The organism is Micromonospora sp. NPDC023633 (genome assembly GCF_040640035.1).
Classification (GTDB): Bacteria; Actinomycetota; Actinomycetes; order Mycobacteriales; family Micromonosporaceae; genus Micromonospora.
Map to the genome: position 1 here is coordinate 37,849 of NZ_JBFABB010000022.1, position 26,223 is coordinate 64,071.

Below are 26,223 nucleotides of genomic sequence, written 5' to 3' on the forward strand. Positions count from 1 at the left end.
CCCGCGTCATTGGGCAGGATGGTCGCCATGACGCTCGCACTGCCCATCGACCCCGAGGCCAACCGGCTGCTGGCGCGCAGCCCGCTGGCGCTGCTGCTCGGCATGGTCCTCGACCAGCAGGTGCCGATGGAGAAGGCGTTCTCCTCGCCCTACGTGCTCGCGGAGCGGCTCGGCCGCGACCTGGACGCCCGGGAGCTGGCCGAGCACGACCCGGAGGCGCTGGTCGCCCTCTTCGCCCGGCCGCCGGCGCTGCACCGGTTCCCGAAGGCGATGGCGGCCCGGGTGCAGGAGGTGTGCCGGGTCCTCGTCGACCGGTACGACGGCGACGCCGCCCGGCTCTGGTCCGACGTCGCCGACGGCCGGGAGCTGCTGCGCCGCATCGGTGAGCTGCCCGGCTTCGGCGCGCAGAAGGCGCAGATCTTCCTCGCGCTGCTCGGCAAGCGGTTCGGGGTCACGCCGGAGGGCTGGCGGGAGGCGGCCGGCGGCTACGGCGAGCCGGACGCCCACCGGTCGGTGGCCGACGTCACCGACGCGGAATCGCTGCGCCGGGTGCGCGAGTACAAGCAGCAGATGAAGGCGGCGGCGAAGGCGAAGACCGCCGGGGGCTGACGCAACCGCGACGTCGTGGCGGTCGTTGTAGCCAGGATGGCGACGACGGGCAGCCGATGACGGACGAAGGCGGCGGGCGGTTGCTGCGGCCGGAGGACAGTTCGCCCCGGGCGACCTTCCTGGAGCTCTTCTTCGACCTGGTCTTCGTCTTCGCGCTGACCCGGGTCTCGCTGCGCCTGATCGACGGCACCGGGGCCTCCGTCGGGATCCTGCTCGCCGAGATCGGGCGCACGGGCGTGCTCTTCCTGGCCCTGTGGCTGCTCTGGTCGATCACCACCTGGGTCACCAGCCGGTACGAGCCGGAGCAGCCGGTGATCCAGTTCGTCGTGGTCGGGACGATGTTCGGCGCCATGGTGATGGCCGTGGCGCTGCCCCGGGCGTTCGAGGACCGGGCACCCTCGTTCGTGCTGGCGTACCTGGCGGTGATGCTCGTCCGCCCGCTGGTCATCGCCACGGCCCTGCGCCACCATCCGCGCCGCACCGTGCCGTGGCGACTCTTCGCCTGGGCGGTCGCGGGCACCGTGCCGTGGCTGGCCGGGGCGTTCGGGCCGGAGCAGTTGCGCCTGCCGCTCTGGACGCTCGCCGTGGTCGTCGACCACACCGGCCTGCTGCTCGGCTGGCCGTTGCCCCGGCTGGGTCCGGCGCGCACCTCCGGCTGGCTGATCGCCGGCGAGCACCTGGCCGACCGGTACCAGCAGATCTTCCTCATCTCGCTGGGGGAGACCATCCTGGTCATCGGGCTGACCTACAGCGGCGCGGAGTTCACCGCCGACCGGGCCGGCGCCTTCGCGACCGCCTTCCTCACCACGGCGCTGCTCTGGCGGATCTACTTCCACCGGGCGGGTCACCTGCTCGCCGAGGCGCTGCGGGTGGCCCGGTCGCCCGGGCGCCTCGGCGCCTCCGCCAGCAGCACCCACCTGGTCATCGTGATCGGCGTGCTGAGCACCGCCGTGGGCTACGACCTGGTGATCGCGCACCCGCACGGGCGGACCGACCCGACGTGGCTGGTCTTCGTCGCCGGCGGGCCGGCGATCTTCCTGGCGGCCCGGGCCCGCTTCGAGTACGAGATCTTCGGCCGGGTGTCCCGGTCGCGGGTCGTGGGCCTGCTGGTGCTGCTCCTGCTGTCGCCGGCGCTCACCCTGGGGCCGCCCATGCTGGCGCTGGCGCTGGTCGCCCTGGTGCTGGTGGGGGTGGCGTCCGCCGACGCGTGGCGCAGCAGAGGTCGCCCGCCCGAGACGGCCGCGTCGCCGCTCGGGACCGGCGGGACCGGCGGGGGCGAGTTCCCCGCGCCGTGACCGGGGACCGTCAGGCGGCGGTCGGCCGGGAGAGGGCGGCCAGCGCCCGCCGGACGTCGGCGAGGGAGACCGTGGCCGAGTCGTCCAGGTCGGCCAGGCCGGCCTCGATCCACTGCCGCATGAGCGTGGTGACCCCGATGCCGCGCGCGTCGGCGGCGGCGCGGACCCGTTCGTACGTCTCCAGTGGCAGGCGTACCGAGCGGCTGACCATGGGGGTGTCGGTGTCGGGGGTGGGCAGCTCCACCGGCTGGCTCCCGTCGATCAGCTCCGCGAGCCGGTCACCGCCGCTGTGGAAATGCTTGGTCGCGTCGTTACGGTTCATCGTCACCGCCTCCTCATCGGCGAGATCTCCGCACGGCCTCGTCGTAGCGCTTCGCCTCGACGTCGCTCAGCTCGCGGGCGGAGAGGATGTCCCAGTCGTTGTCGGTGCCGTCGGCCTCGGCGAGCAGCACGGCCAGCCGGCGCCCCCGGCGGGCGGCGGCGTAGACGACCATCACGTCGTCGCCGAGGTGCCGGATCACCCGGCGGGTGCTGTGCAGCGCCTCCCAGACTTCCCCGGGCGTGACGTCGTAGACCCTCAGGTTGGCCAACGCCTCGTCGGTGAAGCTGAACCTGCTGCCCACGGCGCGAGCGTACCACGCAGGTAACACGAGGCCAGGTCGAGCGATTTTCGCTGATCACGCGGCGCAGGTGACAGGATGGGGCGTAACCCCCTCGAGGAGGTCCGTGGTGAAGCGTCAGGCGTACCAGCCGATCCTGATCACCGACGCCTCACGCAGCCAGGACGACCAGCTCACCAGCCGTCAGAAGCGCTACGTGCTGATGATGGGCATCCGGGTGGCCTGCGTGATCGTCGGTGCCGTCCTGGTCGGCGTGCAGGCCCCGCTGCTCTGGCTCTGGCTGCCGATGGTGGCCCTGGGCATGGTGCTCATCCCGTGGCTGGCGGTCCTGCTGGCCAACGACCGCCCGCCCAAGGAGCAGCACCGGCTGGCCAACCGGTTCCAGCCGCGACACCGGGACGAGACCCCACCGATGAGCCTCACCGCCGAGGAACGTCCCCACAAGATCATCGACGTCGAGCCCTGACCCACCCGAGAGGGGGTCAGGGGCGGGCGCCCACCTGGGAGACGGCGAGGGCGCCGAGGTCGCCGGCGCGGCCCAGCGCCACCGCCGGCTCCGCGCCGTCGAGCCAGGCGGCCAGCAGCCCGGCCGCGAACGCGTCCCCGGCCCCGGTGACGTCGACCACCGCCACCCGGCGCGCCGGCGCCACGGTGGCCGAGGAGTCCCGGTCCACCCAGACCGCCCCGGCCGCGCCCTGCTTGACGACGACCCGCCGGGCGGAGGCCGACAGCGCCCGCCCCTGCGCCGCCGGGTCCATCCCACCGGCCAGCACCGTCGCCTCGTCGGCGTTGACCAGGAGCAGGTCGACCCCGCGTACCCAGGACAGGAAGGCCGCCGCGCCGACCCGCCGCAGCGGGGCCGCGGAGGCCGCGTCGACGCTGGTGGTGAGCCCGCGCTCGCGGGCGGCGGCCAGCGCGCGCAGCCCCGCCGGTCGCGACTCGGCGTCCAGCAGGGTGTACCCGGACAGGTGCAGGTGCCGCGCCTCCGGCGACGCGGCCAGCGCCGCGTCGACGTCGGCCGGGGCCAGCCGCAGGTTTGCGCCGCGCTCCGTGATCATCGACCGCTCCCCGGCCGTGGCCAGCACGATGACCGTCCCCGTGGCGCGGTCGGGGCACACGGTCGTCGCGCAGTCGACCCCGGCGCGTTCCAGCTCGGCCACCCGGTCCCGCCCGGCGTCGTCGTCGCCGACGGCACCGACCAGCGTGACCGGTACGCCCTGGGCGGCGAGCCAGGCCGCCGTGTTGGCGGCCTGCCCGCCGCCGCTGAACCGGATCGCCGCCGGCGTGTCCGATCCGGTGGCCATCGGCCCGGCCAGCACCGCTACCACGTCGGTGATCAGGTCACCGACGACGAGGACGCGGCCTGCGGTCATGCCCCGGCGCGGCGGGCGGCCGCGGCGACGGCGATCCGGGCGGCGAGGTCGGCGTTGCGCAGGATGATCCGGACGTTCACCGCCAGGCTCGCCCCCTCGGTCGCCGAGTGGAAGTGCGCGAGCAGGTAGGGCGTCACGGCCTTGCCGGTCACCCCGTCGCGCTCCAGCAGGGCCAGCCCGTCGGCGAGGGTCCGGTCGTGCAGCTCCGGGTCGAGCTGCTCGTCGGTCGGCAGCGGGTTCGCCACGATCAGGCCGCCGTGGTGCACGCGGTGCTGCTCCCGGGCCGCCAGCACGTCCGCGACCTGCCCGGCCGAGTCCAGCGACCAGTCCAGGTCGAAGCCGCCGTCGGTGATGAAGAAGCCGGGGAAGCGCCGGGTCCGGAAGCCGACCACGCCGACGCCGAGGGTCTCCAGCCGCTCCAGGGTGGCGCCCACGTCGAGGATCGACTTGACCCCGGCGCAGACCACCGCGATCGGCGTCCGGGCCAGGGTGCCCAGGTCGGCCGACTCGTCGAAGGTCTGCGCCGCCTCCCGGTGCACCCCGCCGAGGCCGCCGGTGGCGAACACCCCGATCCCGGCGGCGGCGGCCACCGCGCTGGTCGCGGCCACGGTCGTGGCGCCGTCCGCGCCGGTCGCGGCGGCGATGGCGAGATCGCGTACGGAGAGCTTGGCGACCCCGTCGACGGTGGCGAGCCGGGTCAGCTCCGCGTCGTCCAGGCCCACCACGAGCCGCCCGCCGACCATGCCGATGGTCGCCGGGACCGCACCCGCGTCGCGGACGGCCTGCTCGATCTCGCGGGCCACCCGGAGGTTGTCCGGCCGGGGAAGGCCGTGCGAGACGATGGTGCTCTCCAGGGCGACGACGGGACGCCCGTCGCGCAGGGCGTCGGCAACCTCGCTGCCGTAGCGGATGTGAAAGTCGGTCACGTCACCACCGTACGGCCCCCGTCCGGGCTACCTGCAGTGGACCGGGCCGGGGGTGACCTGCCAGACTTGACGGTCGGAGGTGCAGAAGTGAGCACAGAGGTTCTCGAGCGTCCGGAGCTGAAGGACGCCGACACCGGTCCCGAGATGTTCCACTACGTGCGTAAGGAGAAGATCGCCGAGAGTGCCGTCATGGGCACCTTCGTCGTCGCGCTGTGCGGGGAGACCTTCCCGGTCACCAAGGCCGCCAAGCCCGGCTCGCCGGTCTGCCCCAAGTGCAAGGAGATCTACGACTCCTGGGGCGAGTGACCGTGTGCGGCCTCCCCGGTCGCGCACGTAACCTTCGCCGGTGACCACCTCCACCGCCCTGCTCCTCGCCGACCTCACCGGAGTGGCGGTCTTCGCCGCCTCCGGGGCCTCCGCGGCGGTGGCCAAACGGCTCGACCTCTTCGGCGTCGTCTTCGTCGGCTTCGTGGCCGCGCTCGGCGGCGGGATCTTCCGGGACCTGGCGATCGACGAGGCGCCGCCGCTGGCCTTCGGCGACTGGCGGTACGCCGCCACGGCCGCCGTCACCGCCGCCGCCGTCTTCTGGCTGCATCCCCAGTTCGCCCGGCTGCGCACCACCGTGCTGGTGCTGGACGCGGCCGGGCTGGGGCTGTTCACCGTCACCGGCACGGTCAAGGCCCTCGACGCCCAGGTGCCGCCGGTGGGCGCCTGCGTGATCGGCATGCTCACCGCGATCGGCGGCGGTCTCGGGCGGGACCTGCTCACCGCCGAGATCCCGGTGGTGCTGCGGCGGGAGATCTACGCCGTGGCCGCGCTCGCCGGCTCGATCCTCGTGGCGCTGCTGGACGCCCTCGGGCACGCCAACGCCGGCTGGCTGACCGCGGCGGCCGCGGTGGTCTTCCTGCTCCGCCTGGTGGCGCTGCGGCGGCGCTGGTCGGCGCCGGTGGCCACCCTGCGTCCCTCGCGTACGGGAACCCGCGGCAGCCACCCCTGACCCGGGTGGCGGATGTGACCAGCGTGGCGTCGGCTGGGTCCGGCGGCCCGTGCTGGTTATGCTGAGTCGGCCTTCGCGGCACCATCTGCGCGGAGGCGTTTTCATGGGCGGCGGTACCCGTGGCCCTCGCCCGGGGTCCGCCGTCAGGCGGTCGGAGAGGAGCTTCCCGTGGCGGCCCGGTTGCCGGCGATCGAGACGTTTCCGGCACTGCGCGCGTGGCAGCGCAAGGCACTCGTGGAGTACCTGCGCCGGCGGGACCCCGACTTCACGGCGGTCGCCACCCCGGGCGCCGGAAAGACCACCTTCGCCCTGCGGATCGCCGCCGAGCTGCTCGCCGACGGCACCGTCGAGGCGGTGACCGTGGTGGCCCCGACCGAGCACCTGAAGACCCAGTGGGCGCAGGCGGCGGCCCGGGTCGGCATCCAGCTCGACGCCGCGTTCCGCAACGCCGACCTGCACTCCTCCGCCGACTTCCACGGGGCCGTCGTGACGTACGCGCAGGTGGGCATGGCGCCCCACGTGCACAAGCGGCGCACCCTCACCCGGCGCACCCTGGTCGTCCTCGACGAGATCCACCACGCGGGCGACAGCCGCTCCTGGGGCGACGGGGTGAAGGCCGCCTTCGAGGGCGCCGAGCGCCGGTTGATGCTCACCGGGACCCCGTTCCGCTCCGACGACAACCCGATCCCGTTCGTCAGCTACGAGCGGGGCGGGGACGGCCTGCTGCGCTCCCGCGCCGACTCGGTCTACGGCTACGCTGACGCGCTGCGCGACGGCGTCGTCCGGCCGGTGCTCTTCCTGGCGTACTCGGGGGAGACCCGGTGGCGCACCAACGCGGGGGAGGAACTGGCGGCGCGGCTCGGCGAGCCGATGACCCAGGACCTCGTCGCGCAGGCGTGGCGTACCGCGCTGGACCCGGCGGGCGACTGGATGCCCCAGGTGCTGCGGGCCGCCGACGCCCGGCTGACCGTGCTGCGCAACGCGGGGATGCCCGACGCCGGCGGGCTGATCATCGCCAGCGACCAGCAGGCCGCCCGCTCGTACGCGAAGCTCATCGCGCAGGTGACCGGCGAGCGCGCGGCGGTGGTGCTCTCCGACGACGTGGGCGCCTCGGCGCGGATCGCCACGTTCGCGGCGTCCGAGCAGCGTTGGCTGGTGGCGGTCCGGATGGTCTCCGAGGGCGTCGACATCCCCCGGCTGGCCGTCGGCGTGTACGCGACCAGCGCCAGCACCCCGCTCTACTTCGCGCAGGCGATCGGCCGGTTCGTCCGCGCCCGCCGCCCCGGCGAGACCGCGTCGGTCTTCCTGCCCAGCGTGCCGCACCTGCTCGGGCTGGCCAGCGAGATGGAGGCCGAGCGGGACCACGTGCTCGGCAAGCCCAAGGACCGCGAGGGCTTCGACGACGACCTGCTGGAGCGCGCCCAGCGCGCCGACCAGGCCAGCGGCGAGCTGGAGAAGCGGTTCGCCGCGCTCTCCGCGACGGCCGAGCTGGACCAGGTGATCTTCGACGGCGCCTCGTTCGGCACCGCCGCGCAGGCCGGGACGCCCGAGGAGGAGGAGTACCTGGGCCTGCCCGGGCTGCTCACCGCCGACCAGGTGGCCCTGCTGCTGACCAAGCGGCAGCAGGAGCAGCTCGCGGCCCAGCGCCGCCGGGCCGCCAGGCCCGCTGAGGCGGCCGCTGAGGCGCCCACGGCCCCGCCGGTACCAATGAGTGCCGCCCAGCGTCGCGTCGCCCTACGCCGCCAACTGAACGCCCTCGTGGCCGCCCGGCACCACCGCACGGGGCAGCCGCACGGGAAGATCCACGCGGAGCTGCGCCGCCTCTGCGGCGGGCCGCCGAGCGCGCAGGCCACCATCGAGCAGCTCGAGGAACGCATCGCCACCGTCCAGACCCTCTGACGGGCGAGCCGGTCGACGGCCGGTCGCGGCGGGCGACCCGGCCGGTGCGTCGCGGCCGGGGGTGCGTGGCCGCCCGTGGCGGGACCGCGCGATCCGTTCCGCCCGTGCCCCCCTCGGGCGGGCGTGGCGGGGGCTGGGCGGGTGGACACGAAAAGCCGGCCGGAGGCCCCCTCAGGGGGCCTCCGGCCGGCTATGTCGTGGGTTGCGGTCTCTCAGTTCGCCATCAGATCGGCGCCACGCCAGCTGAACTCCGGGTCCGTCGCGAACCGCACGGTGATCTTCACGAGATCCTCCGCGTACTTGTTCGCGTGGTGCCCACAGAACACCAGCTCGCTCCCACCCGCCAGAGTGATCCGGAGCTTGCCGGCAGCATTGCAGCGGTCGCACCGTTCATCGGCGGCTGGGGGAGCCACCGTCTCGGGCGGCGGCGTGAGGGTCGGGGTCATCGCCTTCCTCCTCTGGTCGTCACCGATGAACAATCTCTTCGGTCGTTGCTCACCTATCGTGCAACACCCTGTCCCGGCGCTGCCTTCCCTGTGTGCCCGCGGGGGACCGAGGTCACACATGGCAGGGACAGTGTGCCGTGCACCAAGGGTGCCACGTCAACGATCACAATCGTGCAACCGGACGATCACCTTCCGACGTTGCACGCCAGGTGGTCAAAACGACACGTTCGGTTGACGATCGCGATCAGTCCAGGTAGTCCCGGAGCACCTGCGAACGCGACGGGTGACGCAGCTTGGACATCGTCTTGGACTCGATCTGCCGGATGCGCTCCCGGGTCACCCCGTAGACCTGCCCGATCTCGTCCAGCGTGCGCGGCTGGCCGTCGGTCAGGCCGAAGCGCAGGCGTACCACGCCCGCCTCACGCTCGGACAACGTCTGCAGCACCTGCTGGAGCTGGTCCTGCAGGAGCGAGAACGAGACCGCGTCGACCGCGACCACGGCCTCCGAGTCCTCGATGAAGTCGCCGAGCTGGCTGTCGCCCTCGTCGCCGATGGTCTGGTCCAGCGAGATGGGCTCCCGGGCGTACTGCTGGATCTCCAGCACCTTCTCGGGTGTGATGTCCATCTCCTTGGCGAGCTCCTCCGGCGTGGGCTCGCGGCCCAGGTCCTGGAGCAGCTCGCGCTGGATGCGGCCGAGCTTGTTGATGACCTCGACCATGTGCACCGGGATGCGGATGGTGCGGGCCTGGTCGGCCATCGCCCGGGTGATCGCCTGCCGGATCCACCAGGTGGCGTACGTGGAGAACTTGTAGCCCTTGGTGTAGTCGAACTTCTCGACCGCGCGGATCAGGCCGAGGTTGCCCTCCTGGATCAGGTCGAGGAAGGCCATGCCGCGGCCGGTGTAGCGCTTGGCCAGCGAGACGACCAGCCGGAGGTTGGCCTCCAGCAGGTGGTTCTTGGCGCGCTCGCCGTCCCGCGAGATCCAGCCCAGGTCCCGCTGCATGTCGCGGGTGAGCTTCTCCTCGCCCTCCTCGGCCGCGCGCAACCGCTCCGCGGCGTAGAGCCCGGCCTCGATCCGCTTGGCCAGCTCCACCTCCTGCTCGGCGTTGAGCAGCGGGACCTTGCCGATCTGCTTGAGGTAGGCCCGGACCGAGTCGGCGGAGGCGGTCAGCTCGGCGTCGCGGCGCGCCTGCTTGAGCGCCTCGGACTCCTCGTCGTCCCACTCGAAGTCGTTGTCGCTGGCCGAGTTGGCGGCGTCGGTCTCGGCGGCCCGGGTCAGCTCCGCCGGCTCCTCGACGACCACGTCCTCGATCTCGGCGGCGAGCTCCTCCGGGTCGATGTCGCCCTCGGCGCCCTCGCCCTTGGCCTTGCCGCCGGCCTTGGCCGGCTTGGCGCCGGCCGCCGCGACCGTCGCCCTGGTGGCCCGGGTCGACTTGGTGGCCTTCGCGGGCGCGGCGGCCTTGGCGGCCACCTCGGCGGTGGTGCCGGCGGCCTTGCGGGGGGCGGCCTTGCGCGGGGCGGGCGCCGTGGCCTCGTCGGCGGCGGGCGCCTGCTTCGGGGCGGGCGCGACGGCCTTCTTGGTGGTCTTGGCGGTGGTGGCCCGGGACGCCGGGGTGGCCGACCGGGCGGCGGCGACGCGGCGGCGGGTGCTCGCCGAGCCGTCCACCACCACGGTCACTCCCGCCTCGGAGAGCGCCCGGAGGATCTTCTTGGCCTGGGCCGGAGTCACCTCGGCGGACTCGACGGTGCGCGCGAGCTGAGCCGACGTGAGCTGACCGCCGGCGCTCTGCGCGTGGGCGATCAGAGTGTCGGTGAGCGAGCGAACGTCGGCGCCGGTCTGGCGGGGTTCTGTCACGAATGACCTTCCGGAGGCGAAGAGCGAGCACGGCCGGGTCGTCCGACGCAGAGCGGGGCACCTTGCCGGGCGATGTGGTTGAGGGACCCCCGTGTCCCGGGCCGGCCGGTCGTGGCGGTCCGTCGCAGCGTGGGCAGGGGTGAATTGTAACGCCGTCTGCGGCGATCATCCGTCGCCGCACGGCGGACCGGCGGCGGGGACCGCCGATTCGACGCAGATGTGGACTTTGTAAGGATGGTACCGCGCGTGACCCGGAACACCCCGGGCGTGCGGGAAGGGGACGAACGATGGATCGCTCGGCGCCGTCGGAACTGCTGGAGATCGCGGTCGACGTGGCCCGGGACGCGGCCGCGACCGCGCACCGGATGCGGGTCGAGGGCGTGTCGGTGGCCGCGACCAAGAGCACGGTCACCGACGTGGTGACCGCCGCCGACCGGGCGGTGGAGCGGCAGGTGATCGACGCGCTGCGCCGGCTGCGGCCGGGCGACGCCGTCCTCGGCGAGGAGTACGGCGCGGGGGAGACCGGCCCGGTCGGCCCCGGCGGGGTCCGCTGGATCGTGGACCCCATCGACGGCACGGTCAACTACCTCTACGGGATCCCGCACTGCGCGGTGTCGCTCGCCGCCGAGGTCGACGGCGAGGTGGTCGCCGGGGTGGTGCGCAACGTCAGCACCGGCGAGGAGTGGACGGCCACCGTCGGCGGGGGCGCGTGGCGCGACGGCGAGCGGCTGCGCTGCTCCACCGAGACCGACCTCGGCCAGGCGCTGGTCGCCACGGGGTTCGGCTACGACCCGGCGCGCCGGGCGCACCAGGCCCGGGTGATCGCCGAGCTGATCCCGCACATCCGGGACATCCGCCGGTTCGGCGCCGCCGCGCTGGACCTCTGCCTGGCGGCGGAGGGGCGGGTGGACGCCTACTACGAGAAGGGGCTCGCCGCCTGGGACCAGGCGGCCGGCGCCCTGGTGGCGACCGAGGCGGGACTGCTGGTCGCCGGGCTGGGCGGGCTGCCGGCCGGCCCGGACCTGGTGATCGCCGCGCCGGCGGCGCTGTTCAAGCCGCTGCACGACCGCCTCGCCGACCTGGACGCCTCGGGCGGTCCCTGACCGGCCGACGCCGCGCCCCCGCACGACCGGGGGCGCGGCGCGGTCGTGCGGCCCCGGCGGGACCGGGGCACGACGCGGTCAGTCGTCCTGGGGCATCGGGCAGGACTCCTCCGGCGCGACCGGCGGGCCGAGGTCGCCCAGGGACTGGTTGACCTCGGTGGTGGTGGCGAGCTGCTGGAAGCCGCCGCCGAGCACCACGTCGACGACGTCGTCGGTGCGCTTGGCGTCGTAGTCGTACTCGGCGTTGTTCAGGAAGTACGCCCGCAGCAGGTGCGCCGAGCCGACTCCCTTCGGGCCGTAGCGCAGGACCGCGATGTCGTCGATCTGCTTCTTCTCGTTGCCGACCTTCTTGACCTGGAACTTGCGGTTGCGGAAGTCGTCCGCGACGGTGGTGGCTCGACCCGGTTCATCGGTCGCGTTGTAAACGTTGATCTTGACGTCCTTGGGTTCCCGCAGGGTCACGTCGGCCAGCGGCCAGCCCTCCGGGCAACCTCCGGCGAGGCCGGCGCTGCTCTGGGTGTCGCGGACCAGCGCGACGACCACGAAGACGAGGGCCAGCACCGCCAGCAGGCCGACGACAACGAGTGCTCGCACTCGCGCAAAGCTCATCAGGGTGCTCCCCGGACAGTGGTGGGTGGTGGCGGCCGCCGGTGGTCGGGCCGCCCCGCCGGCCGTCGAGTACGCCGCTGAGGTTAACGGTTGTCCGGCCGTCGCGTGGAAACAGCCGGACATGCCGGCGCGCCATCCCGGAACCGGGTAGTACTACCCCTATCTTCGTGTCGCCTGAGTCACATTGGGAACAACTTCGCGTGCGGGGGCGTACATCTCAGCCACGAGGGCGGTATACATGCCTCGCCCAGAGGGGGGGTATGGTTCCGCGCCTCGCCGGCCGTTCCTTGGGGGTGCCTCCGTCCGTGCTGTCTTCGGGTCGGGTGACCGACACAAGTGGTGGCCGGCCAGCGGAACCGAAACAGCGTCGTCCGGCGTTACAACCGGAAGCGACAACATCGATATGGGAGAGTGAAACCGATGGCCACCGACTACGACGCCCCGCGTCGCGACGAGGTCGACCTCGGCGAGGACAGCCTGGAAGAGCTCAAGGCCCGACGCGTCGACTCACAGTCGGGCGCCGTGGACGTCGACGAGGCCGAGGTGGCCGAGAGCTTCGAGCTGCCCGGCGCCGACCTGGCGGACGAGGAACTCACGGTCAAGGTGCTGCCGATGCAGCAGGACGAGTTCCGGTGCGCCCGCTGTTTCCTCGTGCACCACCGCAGCCAGTTGGCGGTCGAGCGCAACGGCGAGCTCATCTGCCGCGAGTGCGTCTGACACCGTTCGTCCGCACCAGCGGCGGCTCCCTCGTCGGGGCCGCCGCTGCCCGAGTCGCCGTGCGGTACTCCGGGGGACCTGCTTGACTCGTTGACGGGAGACCGTCATGTCGACGTCGGTCCATTCGGGAGGTCGGACCATGAGCGAGCGGAGCGAGTCCGGCGGCACGCGTGGCGCGGACACGACCCGGGCCGACGGTGTGGGCGACCACGCCGCGCGGGACGACCACGCCGACGCCGTGCCCGCGCGCGGGGCGGACGAGCTGGGTGCCACCGTCGCGGCGTTGACCGCCGACGACATCGAGCCGGCCCGCCGGCGGCAGCTGCTCGGCCGGCTCGTCGGGCAGGCCCGCGCGCGCGGGCTGGCCGACCTGTTCAAACCGAAGAGCGCGGTGCGCTGGATGGTCGACACGGTCGCCGAGATCGCCCCGCACGTGCCCGTGCGCGACCTGGCCACCCTGCGCCGGCACTTCGACGGCCTGGACGGCGAGGCGCTGGCCGATCGGCTGGTGCGCAACGCCGCGCGGACGACGGCCGGGATCGGCGCCGCCGGCGGGGGAGTGGCGGCGGTCGAGTGGACGGTCGCTCCGGCCCTGCTCTCCGCGCCGGTGCTGCTGGCCGCCGAGACGGTCGCCGTGGTGGCCGTCGAGCTGAAGCTGATCGGCGAGCTGCACGAGGTCTACGGGGTCCCGGTGCCGAGCGGCGGCACCCAGCGGGCGGTCGCGCTGGTGCAGTCCTGGGCCGGCCAGCGGGGGATCAACCCGATGATGCCGGGTGTCGGGGTGGGCGCCGTGCTGGGCACCGCCGCGCGCAAGGAGCTGCGGGACACCCTGCTCAGGCGCTTCGGCCGCAACCTGACCACCCTCGGCCCCTTCCTCACCGGGGCGGCGGTCGCCAGCTACCTCAACCGCCGGGCCACCCGGACGATGGCGGACCAGCTCCGCAGCGATCTGCGCCGCCGCACCACGGCCCTGCCGGGCACCCCGCCGGCCCTCCCCGGCGCCCGCTGAGCGGCCGGCACCGGGTGCGGGACGGGACCGGGCGCCGGACGGCGGCCGGGCAGACGGACGGCGGCTGAGCGCGGCAGGGCGGCTCAGGCAGACGGCGGCCGAGCAAGGCAGCGGCACGGCGGCCGAGCGGGGCAGGGGGACGGCGCGGAGGGTGCCGGACGACTCAGGGGCGGGCGGCGTCGCGGGCGGCGAGCAGCGCCTCGGCCAGCTCGACCGGGCGGCGGGTGCTGACCACCCAGAACGGGGTGGGGTCGGCGGGGTCGTCGAGGACCACCTGGACGGCGCCGGGGATCCACGGCCGCTGCACCACGAACGCCAGCGGGTCGGCGCCGACCCCGAGCACCTCACGCCGGCCGGCGGCGTCCAGCGGGACGACGTCCGCGACGAACCGGACCGGCAGCCGGGCGTCGTCCACCCGCAGCTCGCCGTCGCGTACCGCGATCCGGATCCGGCCGAGCCAGGCCAGGCCGGCGACGGTCGCCGGCAGCAGCACCACGAACGGCAGCCAGGCGCGGACGCCGGGCGCGCCCATCCAGACCTCCACGGCGAGCAACGCGGCCGCGGCCAGCCCGCCGAGCCACAACCACCACGGCAGACCGAGCCGCTCGGCGTGCTGGGAGGGCGCCGCGGCGGGCGGCGCCGGGGACGGCGAGGATGGTGACCGGCTCACTCCTCCGAGGGTACGGCGCACGACGCCCGGCGGAACCGGCAGGATGGCAGGGTCACCCCAGCAGGACGGACGGAAGAGGGGAACCGTGACCGACGTCGTACCCGTGCCCGTACGGCAGCTCGATCCCGAGCTGCCGCTGCCGGCGTACGCACATCCCGGCGATGCCGGGGCAGACCTGGTGGCGGCGGCGGACGTCGAGCTGCCACCCGGCGGCCGGGCCCTGGTCCCGACCGGCGTGGCGATCGCGTTGCCCGAGGGGTACGTGGGCCTCGTCCACCCCCGTTCGGGGCTTGCGGCCAGACTCGGCGTGACGGTGCTCAACGCGCCCGGTACGGTCGACGCCGGCTACCGGGGTGAGATCCTGGTCAACCTGATCAACCATGATCGGGACACACCGGCGAAGATCTCCCGCGGTGACCGGATCGCGCAGCTCGTCGTGCAGCGGGTGGCGCGGGCGGACTTCCAGCCGGCGGCCGAGCTGGCCGTGTCCCGGCGCGGGACCGGCGGGCACGGCTCCACGGGCGGCCACGCCGGCCTGGTGCCGTCCCCCGCGACCGTCGGGGCGGGCGGCGGGCAGGACGCGGCCCCGGACGGCCGGCGGGCGCCGGACGTGCCGGACGCGCGACGGGAAGAGCGGGACCGGGCAGGCGGCCGGACGGAAGAGGTGGCAGGGTGAGTGCGAACAGCGGAGGGTTGGCGCAGTGATCTTCTCCCGGAAGCGGGACAGTGCCGGACGGCACGCCCGTGACGAGCGGACGACCGAGGTCCTCGACTCCCACGAGGAGTCGGCCCCGGCCCGCGGCCCGTACGACATCTCGGAGGCGCCCGAGGGGGTGCAGCGGCTCGACCTGGGCAGCCTGCACATCCCGGCGGTGCGCGACGTCGAGGTGCGGGTGCAGGCCGACCCGGAGGGCGTGATCCAGCAGGTCGTGCTCGTGCACGGCCCGAACGCGCTCCAGCTCGGCGTCTTCGCCGCGCCGCGCTCCGAGGGCATCTGGGACGAGGTGCGCGAGGAGATCCGCCAGTCGCTGTTCAACGACGGCGCGGCGGCCCAGGAGGTCCAGGGCGAGTACGGCACCGAGCTGCACGCCCGGGTGCGTACCCCGGACGGGCTGACCGACCTGCGGTTCGTCGGCATCGACGGGCCACGCTGGATGGTCCGCGGCGTCTACCAGGGCGAGGTGGCCACCAACCCGGCCGCCGCCGGCCCGCTCGCCGAGTGCCTCGACGGCCTGGTGGTCGACCGGGGCCAGGAGGCCAAGCCGGTGCGCGAGCCGCTGCCGCTGCGGCTGCCCCGCGAGGTGGCCGACCAGGCGGTCGAGGGAGCACCGGCCGACGGCAACCCCGCGCCCGCGCCCCGCGAGGCCTGACCGTCCGTCACGACGCGCCGGGACCGGCCCCGTCGGCGTACGCTGGCGGGACGGTTCCGGCGCCGCCGGGGCCCGGGTGCCGGCGTCGTGTCGGCCAGCGTGGAGAGGGTGACGCGGAGGTCATGTCGACCGACGAGAGCCGGGGTTCGCTGCGCCGCATGCTGCGACGGCTCACCGCGAGCGAGGCGGAGATCGAGGCGCAGGAGCTGCGCCGGGAGAGCGCCGAGCACGGTGGTGTCCCGGCCGGGCAGTGCATGCGGGGCCAGGTGGTCTCGGTGGCCGGTCGGCTGCGCACGGTCGTCTACACCCCGCGGACCAACCTGCCCACCCTGGAGGCGGACCTCTACGACGGCAGCGACGTGGTCACCCTGGTCTGGCTGGGTCGGCGGCACATCGCCGGGATCGAGCCCGGCCGGCACCTGACCGCGCGCGGGCGGGTGGCCGTGCGCGACGACCGCAAGGTGATCTACAACCCGTACTACGAGCTGGAACCGCCGAAGTGACCCGGTGGCCGCGGCGGACGGAAGGCGTGCGATGACGACGGGACAGCACCGGGCGGCACAGCCGGAGAGCGACCCGCAGGACGAGGAACGGCTGCCGACCCTCGCCGAGCAGATGGCCGACCAGCTCGGCGGCTGGCGCGGCCTGGTCGAGTCCAGCATCCCCGTGGTCGTCTTCGTGCTGGCCAACATCATCGGCGAGCTGCGGCCCGCCGTGATCGCCTCGGTGGCGGTGGCGCTCGTGATCGCCGGGCTCCGGCTGGCGCAGCGCCGACCGGTCCGGCACGCGGTCAACGGGCTCTTCGGCATCGCCGTCGGCGCCGCGATCGCCTGGCGCACCGGCGACGAACGCGACTTCTACCTCCCCGGCATCCTCTACGGCATCGGCTACGGGCTGGCCCTGCTGGTCTCGGCGGCCGTCCGGCAGCCGCTGGTGGGGTGGATCTGGTCGGTGCTGGTGGCGAAGGGCCGCGCGGAGTGGCGCGACGACCCGCGCCTGGTGCGGACCTTCACCGGGCTCACCGTGCTCTGGGGCGTGGTGTGGCTGGCCAAGGTGGGCGTGCAGGCCGGGCTCTACCTCGCCCACCAGGACACGGCGCTCGGCGTGGCGCGGCTGGTGCTGGGTTACCCGCCGTACGTGCTGCTGCTGCTGATCACGGTCTGGACGGTGCGGCGGGTGACCCGGGAAGCGGAGCCCGAGGGGCTGCCCGGCGGCTGAGCCGCCGGCCTCAGCGCCGCTCGCGGGTGCGTTCGACGCTGTCCGCCCCGAGCACCACCGCGCGGACCGCGTCCTCGACCTCCGCGGTGCACACGAAGATCAGCTCGTCGCCCGCCTCGAGCGGGTCGTCCGGGGTGGGCACCAGCACCCGCTTGCCGCGCAGGATCGCCACCAGCGCGGAGTCGCGGGGCAGCGGGACCGCGCGCAGCGGCTCCCCGACGTACGGGGCGGTCGGCGGCAGGGTGATCTCCACCAGGTTCGCCTCGCCCTGCCGGAAGGTCATCAGCCGGACCAGGTCGCCGACGGTGACCGCCTCCTCGACCAGCGCGGCCATCACCCGCGGCTTGCTCACCGCGACGTCGACGCCCCACTGCTCGGTGAAGAGCCACTCGTTCTCGGCCCGGTTCACCCGGGCCACCACCCGGGGCACCGCGAACTCGGTCTTGGCCAGCAACGAGACCACCAGGTTGACCTTGTCGTCCCCGGTGGCCGCGACCACCACGTCGCAACCGGCGATGTTGGCCTCCTCCAGGCTGGCCAGCTCGCACGCGTCGGCCAGCACCCAGTCGGCCGCCGGCACCCGGTCGGGGCGCAGCATCCGGGGCTGGCGTTCGATGAGCATCACCTGGTGGCCGTTGTCGATCAGCTCCTGGGCGATCGAGCGGCCCACGTTGCCCGCGCCGGCGATGGCGATACGCATGCTCACAGCCCTCCTTCCGGCGGCGTCCCCGCCACCGACGTGACCGTAGCCGCCATGTCGTCTGTGACCAGCATGAAAAGCTGGTCGCCCTCCTGGACGACGCTGGACGGGGTCGGCAGGGTGCCGATGCCGAAGCGGATCAGGTACGCCACCCGGGCCCCGGTCGCCTCCTCCAGGACGCGCACCGGCCGGCCGACCCAGTCCTTGTGCACCGGCACCTCGACGATCGACACCGTGCTCGTCGGGTCCCGGAAGATCTCCACGTTCCCCTCCGGCACCAGGTGCCGCAGCATCCGGTCGGCGGTCCACCGGACGGTGGCCACGGTGGGGATGCCGAGCCGCTCGTAGACCTGCGCGCGGCGCTGGTCGTAGATCCGCGCCGCCACCCGGGACACGCCGAACGTCTCCCGGGCGAGCCGGGCCGAGATGATGTTCGAGTTGTCGCCGCTGGACACGGCCGCGAAGGCGTCCGCCCGCTCGATGCCGGCCTGCCGGAGCACCTCGCCGTCGAAGCCGGCGCCGGTGACGGTGATCCCGGCGAAGTCGGGGCCGAGCCGCCGGAAGGCGTCGGCGTCCTGGTCGATGACGGCGACCGAGTGCCCCCGGGACTCCAGGCTGTAGGCGAGGGTCGAGCCGACGCGGCCACAACCCATGATCACGACATGCACCGCGTCCCTCCTCAAGGTGCGCAACGCCCGGCCGGTGAGCGTGCCGTCTGCGAGCCTGCCACGTTCCGGGCGTGGACGCGGACCGACGGTACTCCGCCCGTCCGGCCCGCCGCGATCGACCACCCCGCGACGCCCGCCCGGGTGGTCGTACGCTTGGCGGTTGTGGCCAGACCCACCTCGCTGCTGAAGCGGCTGCTCCTCGGTCGACCGTTCCGGTCCGACCGGCTCAAGCACACGCTTCTGCCCAAGCGCATCGCGCTGCCCGTGTTCGCGTCCGACGCGCTCTCCAGCGTCGCGTACGCGCCCGACGAGATCCTGCTGACCCTCTCCATCGCTGGCGCCTCGGCGTTCCTCTTCTCGCCGTGGATCGCCCTGGCCGTCGTGGTGGTGATGCTCACCGTCGTGGCCAGCTACCGGCAGAACGTGCACGCCTACCCCTCGGGCGGCGGCGACTACGAGGTGGCCACGGTGAACCTCGGTCCCCGGGCGGGGGTCGCGGTGGCGAGCGCGCTGCTGGTGGACTACGTGCTCACGGTCGCGGTCTCGGTCTCCTCCGGGGTGGCCAACCTGGGCTCGGTGGTGCCGTTCGTGGCCACCCACAAGGTGCTGATCGCGGTCACCGCGGTGGTGCTGCTCACCGCGGTGAACCTGCGCGGCCTGCGGGAGTCCGGCACGGCCTTCGCGATCCCCACCTACGGCTTCATCATCGTGATGGTCGGGATGCTGCTCACCGGCCTGGTGCGGGTCTTCGTGCTCGGCCACGACCTGCGGGCGCCCAGCGCCGGGCTGGAGATCCAGGCCGAGCACAGCGTCACCGGCTTCGCCCTCGTCTTCCTGCTGCTGCGCACCTTCTCCTCGGGCTGCGCGGCGCTGACGGGCGTGGAGGCGATCTCCAACGGGGTGCCGGCGTTCAAGGCCCCGAAGAGCCGCAACGCGGCCACCACGCTGCTGCTGCTCGGCACCATCTCGGTGGCCATGCTGGTCGGCATCATCTGGCTGTCCCGGCTCACCGGCCTGCAGTTCGTCGAGGACCCGGGGTTGCAGATCATCTCCGGCCCCGAGGGGTACGTGCAGAAGACCGTTACCACCCAGCTCGGGGAGACGGTCTTCGGCTCCGGCTCGGTGCTGCTCTACGTGCTCGCCGGGGTCACCGCGCTGATCCTCTTCCTGGCCGCGAACACCGCGTTCAACGGCTTCCCGGTGCTCGGCTCGATCCTCGCCCAGGACCGCTACCTGCCCCGGCAGCTGCACACCCGCGGCGACCGGCTGGCCTTCTCCAACGGCATCGTCTTCCTGGCCGTCGCCGCGATCGTGCTGATCGTCGGCTTCCAGGCCGAGGTGACCCGGCTCATCCAGCTCTACATCGTCGGCGTCTTCGTCTCCTTCACGCTCTCCCAGGCCGGCATGATCCGGCACTGGAACCGGCACCTGCGCACGGCGCGGGACCCGCAGGCGCGGCGGCGGATGCTCCGGTCCCGGGCGATCAACACCTTCGGCATGGCGATGACCGGCACGGTGCTGGTCATCGTGCTCGTCACCAAGTTCCTGCTCGGCGCGTGGATCGCCATCGCCGCGATGGCGATGATCTACGTGCTGATGCTCGCCATCCGGCGGCACTACGACCGGGTCGCCGCGGAGCTGACCCCGCCGGACGAGGGCCGCGCCGTGCTGCCCGCCCGCAACCACGCCGTCGTGCTGGTCAGCAAGCTGCACAAGCCGACGCTGCGGGCCATCGCGTACGCCCGGGCCACCCGGCCGGACACGCTGACCGCGGTGACCGTGAACGTCGACGAGAAGGACACCCGGGAGTTGCAGGCGGAGTGGGAGCGGCGGGACCTGCCCGTCCCGCTGACCGTGGTCGACTCGCCGTACCGGGAGATCACCCGGCCCATCCTGGACTTCGTGGCCGGCGTCCGCCGGGAGTCGCCGCGCGACGTGGTGACGGTCTTCATCCCGGAGTACGTGGTGGGGCGCTGGTGGGAGAACCTGCTGCACAACCAGAGCGCGCTGCGCCTGAAGGGCCGGCTGCTCTTCGAACCGGGGGTGATGGTGACCAGCGTGCCGTGGCAGCTCGCCTCGACCGCCGGCAAGGACCTGGACCGGCTGGACGCCACGCTGACCCGGGGCCCGGCGCGCGGCCCCCGGGTCGCGCCGCGCGGCACCCTGCCGCCGAGCGTCCCCCCCGTCGTGTCCGCGCCGCCCGGCGAGAGCGGCCCGAGTGGTGGAGGAGAGCGGTGACGGCGCACGGGGACGGCCGGGGGCTGGAGGAGGCCGAGCGGGTCGAGCTGACCGTCGGGGCGGTCGCGCCGGGTGGGCACTGCGTCGCGCGGGTGGACGGCCAGGTGGTCTTCGTCCGGCACGCGCTGCCCGGCGAGCGGGTGGTCGCCGAGGTGACCGAGGTGCACCGCGGCTTCGTCCGGGCCGACGCGGTGACCGTGCTCGAGGCCGCGCCGGAGCGGGTCGAGCAGCCCTGCCCGTACGCGAAGCCGGGCCGGTGCGGCGGATGCGACCTCCAGCACGTCGCCCCGGCCGCCCAGCTCGACTGGAAGGCGGCCGTGGTGCGCGAGCAGCTCACCCGCCTCGGCGGGCTCGCCGACGCCGAGCTGGACGCCCTCGGCGTCCGGGTGGCGGCGCTGCCCGGCGGGTCGCTCGGCTGGCGCTCCCGGGTCCGCTACGCCGTCGACGGGGCGGGCCGGGCCGGGCTGCTCAAGCACCGCTCGCACGAGGTGGTCCCGATCGACCGCTGCCTGATCGCCCACCCGGCGATCCGGGAGCTGCCCGTGCTGGCCCCGACCGGGGCGCGCTGGCCGGACGCGGACGCGGTCGAGACGGTCGCCTCCACCGGCGGGGACGTGGCCGTGACCGCCGTCGCCGACGGGGTGTCCCGCCCGGTGAGCGGTCCGGACCGGGTCCGCGAGGTGGCGGCCGGCCGGGAGTGGACGCTGCCGGCGTCGTCGTTCTGGCAGGTCCACCCGGCCGCCGCCGACACCCTGGTCGACGCCGTGCTGGAGCTGGTCGACCCGCGCCCGGGGGAGCGGGCCTGGGACCTCTACGGCGGGGCGGGGCTCTTCGCCGCCGCGCTGGCCGGCCGGGTCGGCGACGCGGGCCGCGTCACCCTGGTCGAGTCGGCGGCGCAGGGCGTCGCCGCCGCCCGGGAGAACCTGCGCGACCTGCCCCGGGTGGAGGTCGTGCCGGCCCGGGTGGAGACCGCCCTGGCCCGCCGCCGGATCACCGGCCCGGTCGACGTGGTGGTGCTCGACCCGCCGCGCTCCGGCGCGGGCGGCCGGGTGGTGCGGGACCTGGTGGCCGCCGGTCCCCGCGCGATCGCGTACGTGGCCTGCGACCCGGCCGCCTTCGCCCGTGACGTGCGCACCTTCGCCGGGTTGGGCTGGCGGCTGGCCGCGCTGCGCGGCTTCGACCTGTTCCCGATGACCCAGCACGTCGAGCTGGTCGGTCTGCTCCTGCCGCCCGACTGAGCCGCCCGCTAGCCTGACGTGATGAAGATCGTCGCGTTGATGTCGGGGACCTCCTACGACGGGGTGGACGTGGCCGCCGCCGAGTTCACCCTCGACGGGGACACGCTGCGGCTGCGCCCGCTGGGCCACCGGGGCCTCGACTACGACGACGAGCTGCGCGCCGCGATCGGCGCGTTGCTGCCGCCCGGGAGCACCACCGTCGAGGCCGTCTGCCGGCTGGACAACCGCCTCGGGGAGGTCTTCGCCGAGGCGGCGGCCCTCGGCGTCGAGCTGGCCGGCGGCACGGTCGACGCGGTGGTCTCGCCCGGGCAGACGGTCTTCCACTGGGTCGACGACGGACGCGCCCGGGGCACCCTGCAACTGGGCGCCGTGGCCCGGGTGGCCGCCCGGGTCGGCGTACCCGTGCTGAGCGACCTGCGCTCGGCGGACGTCGCCGCCGGCGGGCAGGGCGCGCCCCTGGTCCCGGCCTTCGACGCGCTGCTGCTCGACCCGGCGGACGGCGCGGCCCCGCGCGCCGCGCTCAACCTGGGCGGCATCGCCAACCTCACGGTCCTCGCCCCGGGCGCGCCGGTGCTCGGGTACGACGTCGGGCCCGCCAACGCGCTGCTCGACGCGGCGGCCCGCCGCCTGCTGGGCCGGCCCTGCGACCTCGACGGCGCCCGCGCGGCGGTCGGTCGGGTGCACCCCGGCCTGCTCGACGCGCTGCTCGCCGAGCCGTACTACGCGGCGCCGCCGCCCAAGTCGACCGGCAAGGAGCTGTTCCACGCCGGCTACCTGGACGCGCGGCTGGCCGCCCTCGGCGAGGCGGTGCCGGCCGACGACGTGTTCGCCACCCTGACCGAGCTGACCGCCCGGGTGGTGGCCGCCGAGTGCGACCGGCACGGCGTGGTGGAGGTGGTCGCGGCCGGCGGCGGGGTGCGCAACCCCACGCTGACCGCCCGGCTGGCCGCCCTCGGGGCGGGGCGCTGGCGGCTGCGCACCACCGACGAGCTGGGGGTGCCCGCGCAGGCCAAGGAGGCGTACGCGTTCGCGCTGCTGGGCTGGCTCTCCTGGCACGGGCTGCCCGGCGCGCTGCCCTCGGTGACCGGCGCCGCCCGGGCCGCCGTGCTCGGCTCCTGGACCCCGTCCGGGCCGGCGTACCGGGGCGCTGCGGGGGTCGCGGCGCCCCGGCGGCTGCGGATCACGGCCTGACTCCCCGGGGCGCCCCGGGTGCCGCCCGCCGGCCGGCGGCGGATCCGGACCTGACCAGGCGCTCAGTGTCCCCGGCCGGTGGGCGGGCGTCCGGGCAAGGCTGCGGAGTACCGGGCGGCCGATAGACTCTTGCGTCATGAGCGTTGAAGAGGGCACGGTCCACCACACCGGGCTGCTGGCCACCGTCCGAGGTCCGCAGGACGTCAAGCGGATGTCCGCCGAGGAGTTGGACGTCCTCGCCGCCGAGATCCGTGACTTCCTGATCGCGAAGGTCTCGCGCACCGGCGGGCACGTCGGTCCCAACCTGGGCGTGGTCGAGCTGACCCTGGCCATGCACCGGGTCTTCGACTCCCCGCGCGACCGGCTCCTGTTCGACACCGGCCACCAGGCGTACGTGCACAAGATCCTCACCGGGCGGCAGAGCGGCTTCGACAAGCTGCGCCAGCGCGGCGGCCTCTCCGGCTACCCGAGCCAGGCTGAGAGCGAGCACGACCTGATCGAGAACTCGCATGCCTCCACCGCCCTGTCCTACGCCGACGGCCTGGCCAAGGCGTACGCGCTGCGGGGCGAGCAGCGCAGCGTGGTCGCCGTGGTGGGCGACGGCGCGCTCACCGGCGGCATGTGCTGGGAGGCGCTGAACAACATCGCCACCGCCCGCAACCCGCTGGTGATCGTGGTCAACGACAACGGCCGCTCCTACGCGCCGACCATCGGCGGCCTGGCCGACCACCTCTCCTCGCTGCGGCTCAACCCCGGCTACGAGAAGGTGCTCGACACCGTCAAGGAGGCGCTCGGCTCGACGCCGCTGGTCGGCAAGCCGATGTACGAGGTGCTGCACGCGGTCAAGCGGGGCATCAAGGACGCGGTCGCCCCGCAGGCGATGTTCGAGGACCTCGGCATCAAGTACGTCGGCCCGGTCGACGGGCACGACGTGGCCGCGGTCGAGTCGGCGCTGCGCGCGGCGAAGAACTTCGGCGGCCCGGTCATCGTGCACGCCGTCACCCGCAAGGGCTACGGCTACCGCCCGGCCGAGGAGGACGAGGCCGACTGCCTGCACGGCCCGGGCAGCGCCTTCGACATCGAGACCGGCAAGCTGGTCGCCGCCCCGTCGGTGAAGTGGACCCACGTCTTCGCCGACGAGCTGGTCGCCATCGCCGACGAGCGGCCCGACGTGGTGGGCATCACCGCCGCGATGGCCGAGCCGACCGGCATCGCCAAGCTGGCCCGCAAGTACCCGAACCGGGTCTACGACGTGGGCATCGCCGAGCAGCACGCGGCCACCTCGGCCGCCGGCCTGGCCCTCGGCGGGCTGCACCCCGTGGTGGCGGTCTACGCGACCTTCCTCAACCGCGCCTTCGACCAGGTCCTGCTGGACGTGGCGATGCACCGGCTGCCGGTGACCTTCGTGCTGGACCGGGCCGGCATCACCGGCCCCGACGGGCCCAGCCACTACGGCATGTGGGACATGTCCGTCTTTGGGGTCGTGCCGGGCCTGCGGATCGCCGCGCCCCGCGACGCCGCCACCCTCCGCGAGGAGCTGCGCGAGGCGGTGGGCGTGGACGACGGCCCCACCATCGTCCGCTTCCCGACCGGCACCGTCGCCGCCGACCTGCCGGCCGTGCGCCGGGTCGGGACCGTCGACGTGCTGGCCGAGTCGGCGCGCAAGGACGTGCTGCTGGTCGCGGTCGGCTCCTTCGGCCACCTGGGCATGGAGGTGGCCACCCGGGTCGCCGAGCAGGGCTTCGGGGTCACCGTGGTCGACCCGCGCTGGGTCCGCCCGGTCCCGGCCGAGCTGGTGGAGCTGGCCGCCGGGCACCGGCTCGTGGTCACCGTCGAGGACGGCGTCCGGGTCGGCGGCGTCGGCGACGCCCTCGCCCAGGCGATGCGCGACGCCGACGTCCGCGTGCCGCTGCGCGACCTCGGCGTACCGGCCGAGTGGCACCCGCACGGCACCCGCGCGCAGATCCTCGCCGACCTCGGCCTGACCGCGCAGGACGTGGCCCGCGACGTCACGGGCTGGATCTCCCGGCTGGACGTCGAGCCGGTCGAGCCGGTCATCGCCGCCGACGACGCGACCGCGCAGAACTGAGACCGACGACGGCGGGTGCCCCGGGCGACCGGGACACCCGCCGTCGTCGTACCCCGCGCTGGCTCAGCGGCCGCCGAGGGAGCGGTAGTGCGTCTTCTCCGCCTCGGCGAGGCTGAACGTCTCCGAGCGGGTCGGCATCGGCACCACGACCAGCCCCGGCCGGTCCACCAGCCGGGGCGTGTCCGGCGGCGTCGACAGCGAGCTGTCGGCGGTCGGCCGCCAGCTCAGCACGGCCAGTGGCTGCCCCGGCACCGGCAGCGCGTACGTCTGCAACGGGTGGGACCGGTCGGCGGGCGAGACGACCGGCGTGCCGCCGTCGGAGGGGCGGTACACGACGGCGCTCATCGTGCCGTCGGCCGTCTCCCAGGTCAGCTGCTCCAGCTCCGCCGGCTCGCCGCCGCCGAGGGCGACCTCGCCCAGGGTGCGTACGGTCAGCTTGGTCATCGGCCACGACGACGGCACCGAGCGCGGCGCGTCCCGGTCGCCGATGCGCCGGGGGACGCTGCCGAACGGGCCCTCCTCTCCGGCGAGCACGCAGGTGTCCAGGCCGGTGAGGGCGCGCTTGCCGGAGCCGCTCTCGTCGCGCACGAGGGGGTAGCGCGGGTCGGTGGTGCCGGTGCCGAGGTCCAGCAGCCGGTCGGCGGCCCGGCCCCGGGGCAGCGCCTCGGTGGCCCGGAGCGTGGCGGTCACCGGCACCGCCCGGCAGGCCGGCACGTCCACCGGCTCGGTGAGGCCGTCGGTGTGCCGCAGGGCGCGGCCGTCCGGCCCGAGCAGCCGCTGCACCCGGCCCGACGTGAGGTAGCGCCGCCCGTCGGAGGTGTGCACGGGCAGCACGTCGGAGTAGACGAGGTAGCCGGGGTCGGTGTACTCGGCGGCGCGGGTGACCGCGTACCGGCCGCCCTCGGCGGTGACCTGGAGCAGCCAGGAGGCGCTCTCGCCGGGCACGTCCGCGGCGACCAGGGCCAGCGGCGCGCCGTCGACCTCGCCGGACCAGAGGATCCCCGACGTCGGCAGGTGCACTCGGTCGTCGGCCGGCGACCGCCAGTCGCGTACCGCCCCGGTCACGGCCGACCGGGCGGCGGCGTCGCCCGCCAGGGTGCCGCGCGGCGGCCAGACCGTGAGGTCGCCGTCCAGGCTGTCGTAGCCGATCCGCAGGTCGCCCGGCTGCCGGTCCGCCACCGGCCCGCAGGCGGTCGCGGTGAGCAGCAGGGTCAGCAGTGCGGTGGCCGTGATGCCGCGCCGGCGGACTGGAGCCACCTGTACGCCCCCTCGATCGCCTCAGCCGTTCAACGGAAAGCGCCATAGTACGAGATGTCGGATCACCGGGACGCGCCACCTCGCCCACGGTCCGTGTGCAGGTCGCGGGCCGTGATCGACGTCCAC

The 26,223-nt window shown here is 74.3% G+C and carries 28 protein-coding genes; 17 read left to right on the plus strand and 11 right to left on the minus strand.

Features of this window, described 5'->3' with window-relative positions:
- Positions 1-18 precede the first annotated feature (18 nt).
- The gene (locus AB0G13_RS09725; protein WP_357871459.1) at positions 19-609 is read left to right on the plus strand and encodes an HhH-GPD-type base excision DNA repair protein; all 591 of its coding nucleotides are present in this window, start codon (positions 19-21) and stop codon (positions 607-609) included.
- A gap of 56 nt (positions 610-665) precedes the next feature.
- Positions 666-1,904, plus strand: a complete 1,239-nt coding sequence (locus AB0G13_RS09730) for a low temperature requirement protein A (protein ID WP_357871461.1) — start codon at positions 666-668, stop codon at positions 1,902-1,904.
- 10 nt (positions 1,905-1,914) lie between these two features.
- On the opposite strand, the gene AB0G13_RS09735 is transcribed toward AB0G13_RS09730, so the two are convergent.
- Both AB0G13_RS09735 and AB0G13_RS09740 read right to left on the minus strand, forming a co-directional pair.
- Positions 1,915-2,226: a hypothetical protein gene (locus AB0G13_RS09735; RefSeq protein ID WP_357871464.1), complete on the minus strand. Its 312-nt coding sequence runs from the start codon at positions 2,224-2,226 to the stop codon at positions 1,915-1,917.
- A 13-nt stretch (positions 2,227-2,239) separates the two neighbouring features.
- Entirely contained in the window at positions 2,240-2,527 is a 288-nt protein-coding gene (locus tag AB0G13_RS09740; protein ID WP_225851882.1) for a hypothetical protein, read from the minus strand.
- 106 nt (positions 2,528-2,633) lie between these two features.
- Here AB0G13_RS09740 and AB0G13_RS09745 point away from each other — a divergent pair, with 106 nt between their 5' ends.
- On the plus strand, positions 2,634-2,990 hold the full coding sequence (locus AB0G13_RS09745) for a DUF3099 domain-containing protein (RefSeq protein WP_357871467.1): 357 nt from the start codon (positions 2,634-2,636) through the stop codon (positions 2,988-2,990).
- A 16-nt stretch (positions 2,991-3,006) separates the two neighbouring features.
- Here the strand turns inward: AB0G13_RS09745 and AB0G13_RS09750 are convergent, their stop codons facing one another.
- A complete protein-coding gene (locus tag AB0G13_RS09750; protein ID WP_357871470.1) occupies positions 3,007-3,897 on the minus strand; it encodes a PfkB family carbohydrate kinase in 891 nt (296 codons plus the stop codon).
- A complete protein-coding gene (locus tag AB0G13_RS09755) occupies positions 3,894-4,823 on the minus strand; it encodes a pseudouridine-5'-phosphate glycosidase (protein ID WP_357871473.1) in 930 nt (309 codons plus the stop codon). The genes AB0G13_RS09750 and AB0G13_RS09755 overlap by 4 nt, the downstream gene beginning before the upstream one ends.
- An 87-nt stretch (positions 4,824-4,910) precedes the next feature.
- Here AB0G13_RS09755 and AB0G13_RS09760 point away from each other — a divergent pair, with 87 nt between their 5' ends.
- The 3 genes from AB0G13_RS09760 (at position 4,911) to AB0G13_RS09770 (ending at position 7,719) form a co-directional block, all read left to right on the plus strand.
- Positions 4,911-5,129 carry a DUF3039 domain-containing protein gene (locus tag AB0G13_RS09760; RefSeq protein WP_089001394.1) on the plus strand — a complete coding sequence of 73 codons (219 nt, stop codon included), beginning with the start codon at positions 4,911-4,913 and terminating at the stop codon, positions 5,127-5,129.
- A 40-nt stretch (positions 5,130-5,169) separates the two neighbouring features.
- A complete protein-coding gene (locus AB0G13_RS09765; RefSeq protein WP_357871476.1) occupies positions 5,170-5,820 on the plus strand; it encodes a TRIC cation channel family protein in 651 nt (216 codons plus the stop codon).
- A gap of 168 nt (positions 5,821-5,988) precedes the next feature.
- Positions 5,989-7,719, plus strand: coding sequence for a DEAD/DEAH box helicase (locus tag AB0G13_RS09770; RefSeq protein WP_357871479.1), 1,731 nt, complete (start codon positions 5,989-5,991; stop codon positions 7,717-7,719).
- 212 nt (positions 7,720-7,931) lie between these two features.
- Here AB0G13_RS09770 and AB0G13_RS09775 read toward each other — a convergent pair whose 3' ends face one another.
- Positions 7,932-8,165 carry a hypothetical protein gene (locus AB0G13_RS09775; RefSeq protein WP_074474066.1) on the minus strand — a complete coding sequence of 78 codons (234 nt, stop codon included), beginning with the start codon at positions 8,163-8,165 and terminating at the stop codon, positions 7,932-7,934.
- 244 nt (positions 8,166-8,409) lie between these two features.
- Positions 8,410-10,020: an RNA polymerase sigma factor gene (locus tag AB0G13_RS09780; protein ID WP_357871482.1), complete on the minus strand. Its 1,611-nt coding sequence runs from the start codon at positions 10,018-10,020 to the stop codon at positions 8,410-8,412.
- A gap of 287 nt (positions 10,021-10,307) precedes the next feature.
- Between AB0G13_RS09780 and AB0G13_RS09785 the strand changes: the two genes are divergently transcribed.
- Entirely contained in the window at positions 10,308-11,123 is an 816-nt protein-coding gene (locus tag AB0G13_RS09785) for an inositol monophosphatase family protein (RefSeq protein ID WP_357871484.1), read from the plus strand.
- 78 nt (positions 11,124-11,201) lie between these two features.
- Here AB0G13_RS09785 and AB0G13_RS09790 read toward each other — a convergent pair whose 3' ends face one another.
- Positions 11,202-11,717 carry a LytR C-terminal domain-containing protein gene (locus AB0G13_RS09790; RefSeq protein ID WP_357871539.1) on the minus strand — a complete coding sequence of 172 codons (516 nt, stop codon included), beginning with the start codon at positions 11,715-11,717 and terminating at the stop codon, positions 11,202-11,204.
- A 435-nt stretch (positions 11,718-12,152) separates the two neighbouring features.
- On the opposite strand from AB0G13_RS09790, the gene AB0G13_RS09795 reads away from it, so the two are divergent.
- Together AB0G13_RS09795 and AB0G13_RS09800 are read left to right on the plus strand one after the other, a co-directional pair.
- Positions 12,153-12,449, plus strand: coding sequence for a DUF4193 domain-containing protein (locus AB0G13_RS09795; protein WP_007075406.1), 297 nt, complete (start codon positions 12,153-12,155; stop codon positions 12,447-12,449).
- A 139-nt stretch (positions 12,450-12,588) separates the two neighbouring features.
- A complete protein-coding gene (locus tag AB0G13_RS09800) occupies positions 12,589-13,458 on the plus strand; it encodes a hypothetical protein (protein WP_357871487.1) in 870 nt (289 codons plus the stop codon).
- 163 nt (positions 13,459-13,621) lie between these two features.
- Here AB0G13_RS09800 and AB0G13_RS09805 read toward each other — a convergent pair whose 3' ends face one another.
- Positions 13,622-14,128 (minus strand): DUF3093 domain-containing protein, encoded by a 507-nt coding sequence (locus tag AB0G13_RS09805; protein WP_357871490.1) that lies wholly within the window; start codon positions 14,126-14,128, stop codon positions 13,622-13,624.
- Positions 14,129-14,213: 85 nt separating this feature from the next.
- On the opposite strand from AB0G13_RS09805, the gene dut reads away from it, so the two are divergent.
- The 4 genes from dut (at position 14,214) to AB0G13_RS09825 (ending at position 16,716) form a co-directional block, all read left to right on the plus strand.
- Positions 14,214-14,804 carry a dUTP diphosphatase gene (gene dut, locus AB0G13_RS09810; protein WP_357871493.1) on the plus strand — a complete coding sequence of 197 codons (591 nt, stop codon included), beginning with the start codon at positions 14,214-14,216 and terminating at the stop codon, positions 14,802-14,804.
- A gap of 25 nt (positions 14,805-14,829) precedes the next feature.
- Positions 14,830-15,498 carry a DUF3710 domain-containing protein gene (locus AB0G13_RS09815; protein WP_357871496.1) on the plus strand — a complete coding sequence of 223 codons (669 nt, stop codon included), beginning with the start codon at positions 14,830-14,832 and terminating at the stop codon, positions 15,496-15,498.
- 122 nt (positions 15,499-15,620) lie between these two features.
- Positions 15,621-16,001 (plus strand): OB-fold nucleic acid binding domain-containing protein, encoded by a 381-nt coding sequence (locus AB0G13_RS09820; RefSeq protein ID WP_357871499.1) that lies wholly within the window; start codon positions 15,621-15,623, stop codon positions 15,999-16,001.
- Positions 16,002-16,032: 31 nt separating this feature from the next.
- Entirely contained in the window at positions 16,033-16,716 is a 684-nt protein-coding gene (locus AB0G13_RS09825) for a DUF3159 domain-containing protein (RefSeq protein WP_357871502.1), read from the plus strand.
- A gap of 10 nt (positions 16,717-16,726) precedes the next feature.
- Here AB0G13_RS09825 and AB0G13_RS09830 read toward each other — a convergent pair whose 3' ends face one another.
- Positions 16,727-17,416, minus strand: coding sequence for a TrkA family potassium uptake protein (locus AB0G13_RS09830; protein ID WP_357871504.1), 690 nt, complete (start codon positions 17,414-17,416; stop codon positions 16,727-16,729).
- 2 nt (positions 17,417-17,418) lie between these two features.
- On the minus strand, positions 17,419-18,084 hold the full coding sequence (locus AB0G13_RS09835) for a TrkA family potassium uptake protein (RefSeq protein ID WP_357871507.1): 666 nt from the start codon (positions 18,082-18,084) through the stop codon (positions 17,419-17,421).
- Between the two features lie 162 nt (positions 18,085-18,246).
- Between AB0G13_RS09835 and AB0G13_RS09840 the strand changes: the two genes are divergently transcribed.
- The 4 genes from AB0G13_RS09840 (at position 18,247) to dxs (ending at position 24,840) form a co-directional block, all read left to right on the plus strand.
- Entirely contained in the window at positions 18,247-20,322 is a 2,076-nt protein-coding gene (locus AB0G13_RS09840; protein ID WP_357871509.1) for an APC family permease, read from the plus strand.
- Positions 20,319-21,560 (plus strand): TRAM domain-containing protein, encoded by a 1,242-nt coding sequence (locus tag AB0G13_RS09845; protein WP_357871512.1) that lies wholly within the window; start codon positions 20,319-20,321, stop codon positions 21,558-21,560. Before AB0G13_RS09840 ends, AB0G13_RS09845 begins: the two co-directional genes overlap by 4 nt.
- 21 nt (positions 21,561-21,581) lie before the next feature.
- A complete protein-coding gene (locus AB0G13_RS09850; RefSeq protein ID WP_357871515.1) occupies positions 21,582-22,751 on the plus strand; it encodes an anhydro-N-acetylmuramic acid kinase in 1,170 nt (389 codons plus the stop codon).
- A gap of 136 nt (positions 22,752-22,887) precedes the next feature.
- On the plus strand, positions 22,888-24,840 hold the full coding sequence (gene dxs / locus AB0G13_RS09855) for a 1-deoxy-D-xylulose-5-phosphate synthase (RefSeq protein ID WP_357871519.1): 1,953 nt from the start codon (positions 22,888-22,890) through the stop codon (positions 24,838-24,840).
- Positions 24,841-24,903: 63 nt separating this feature from the next.
- Here the strand turns inward: dxs and AB0G13_RS09860 are convergent, their stop codons facing one another.
- Positions 24,904-26,097: a hypothetical protein gene (locus AB0G13_RS09860; RefSeq protein WP_357871522.1), complete on the minus strand. Its 1,194-nt coding sequence runs from the start codon at positions 26,095-26,097 to the stop codon at positions 24,904-24,906.
- Between the last annotated feature and the right edge of the window lie 126 nt (positions 26,098-26,223).

Coding starts and splice junctions, on each gene's coding strand:
- AB0G13_RS09725 (WP_357871459.1), top strand. CDS start 19: ATGGTCGCCATGACGCTCGCACTGCCCATCGACCCCGAGGCCAACCGG.
- AB0G13_RS09730 (WP_357871461.1), top strand. CDS start 666: ATGACGGACGAAGGCGGCGGGCGGTTGCTGCGGCCGGAGGACAGTTCG.
- AB0G13_RS09735 (WP_357871464.1), bottom strand. CDS start 2,226: ATGAACCGTAACGACGCGACCAAGCATTTCCACAGCGGCGGTGACCGG.
- AB0G13_RS09750 (WP_357871470.1), bottom strand. CDS start 3,897: ATGACCGCAGGCCGCGTCCTCGTCGTCGGTGACCTGATCACCGACGTG.
- AB0G13_RS09775 (WP_074474066.1), bottom strand. CDS start 8,165: ATGACCCCGACCCTCACGCCGCCGCCCGAGACGGTGGCTCCCCCAGCC.
- AB0G13_RS09785 (WP_357871484.1), top strand. CDS start 10,308: ATGGATCGCTCGGCGCCGTCGGAACTGCTGGAGATCGCGGTCGACGTG.
- AB0G13_RS09795 (WP_007075406.1), top strand. CDS start 12,153: ATGGCCACCGACTACGACGCCCCGCGTCGCGACGAGGTCGACCTCGGC.
- AB0G13_RS09800 (WP_357871487.1), top strand. CDS start 12,589: ATGAGCGAGCGGAGCGAGTCCGGCGGCACGCGTGGCGCGGACACGACC.
- AB0G13_RS09820 (WP_357871499.1), top strand. CDS start 15,621: ATGTCGACCGACGAGAGCCGGGGTTCGCTGCGCCGCATGCTGCGACGG.
- AB0G13_RS09825 (WP_357871502.1), top strand. CDS start 16,033: ATGACGACGGGACAGCACCGGGCGGCACAGCCGGAGAGCGACCCGCAG.
- AB0G13_RS09830 (WP_357871504.1), bottom strand. CDS start 17,416: ATGCGTATCGCCATCGCCGGCGCGGGCAACGTGGGCCGCTCGATCGCC.
- AB0G13_RS09850 (WP_357871515.1), top strand. CDS start 21,582: ATGAAGATCGTCGCGTTGATGTCGGGGACCTCCTACGACGGGGTGGAC.
- dxs (WP_357871519.1), top strand. CDS start 22,888: ATGAGCGTTGAAGAGGGCACGGTCCACCACACCGGGCTGCTGGCCACC.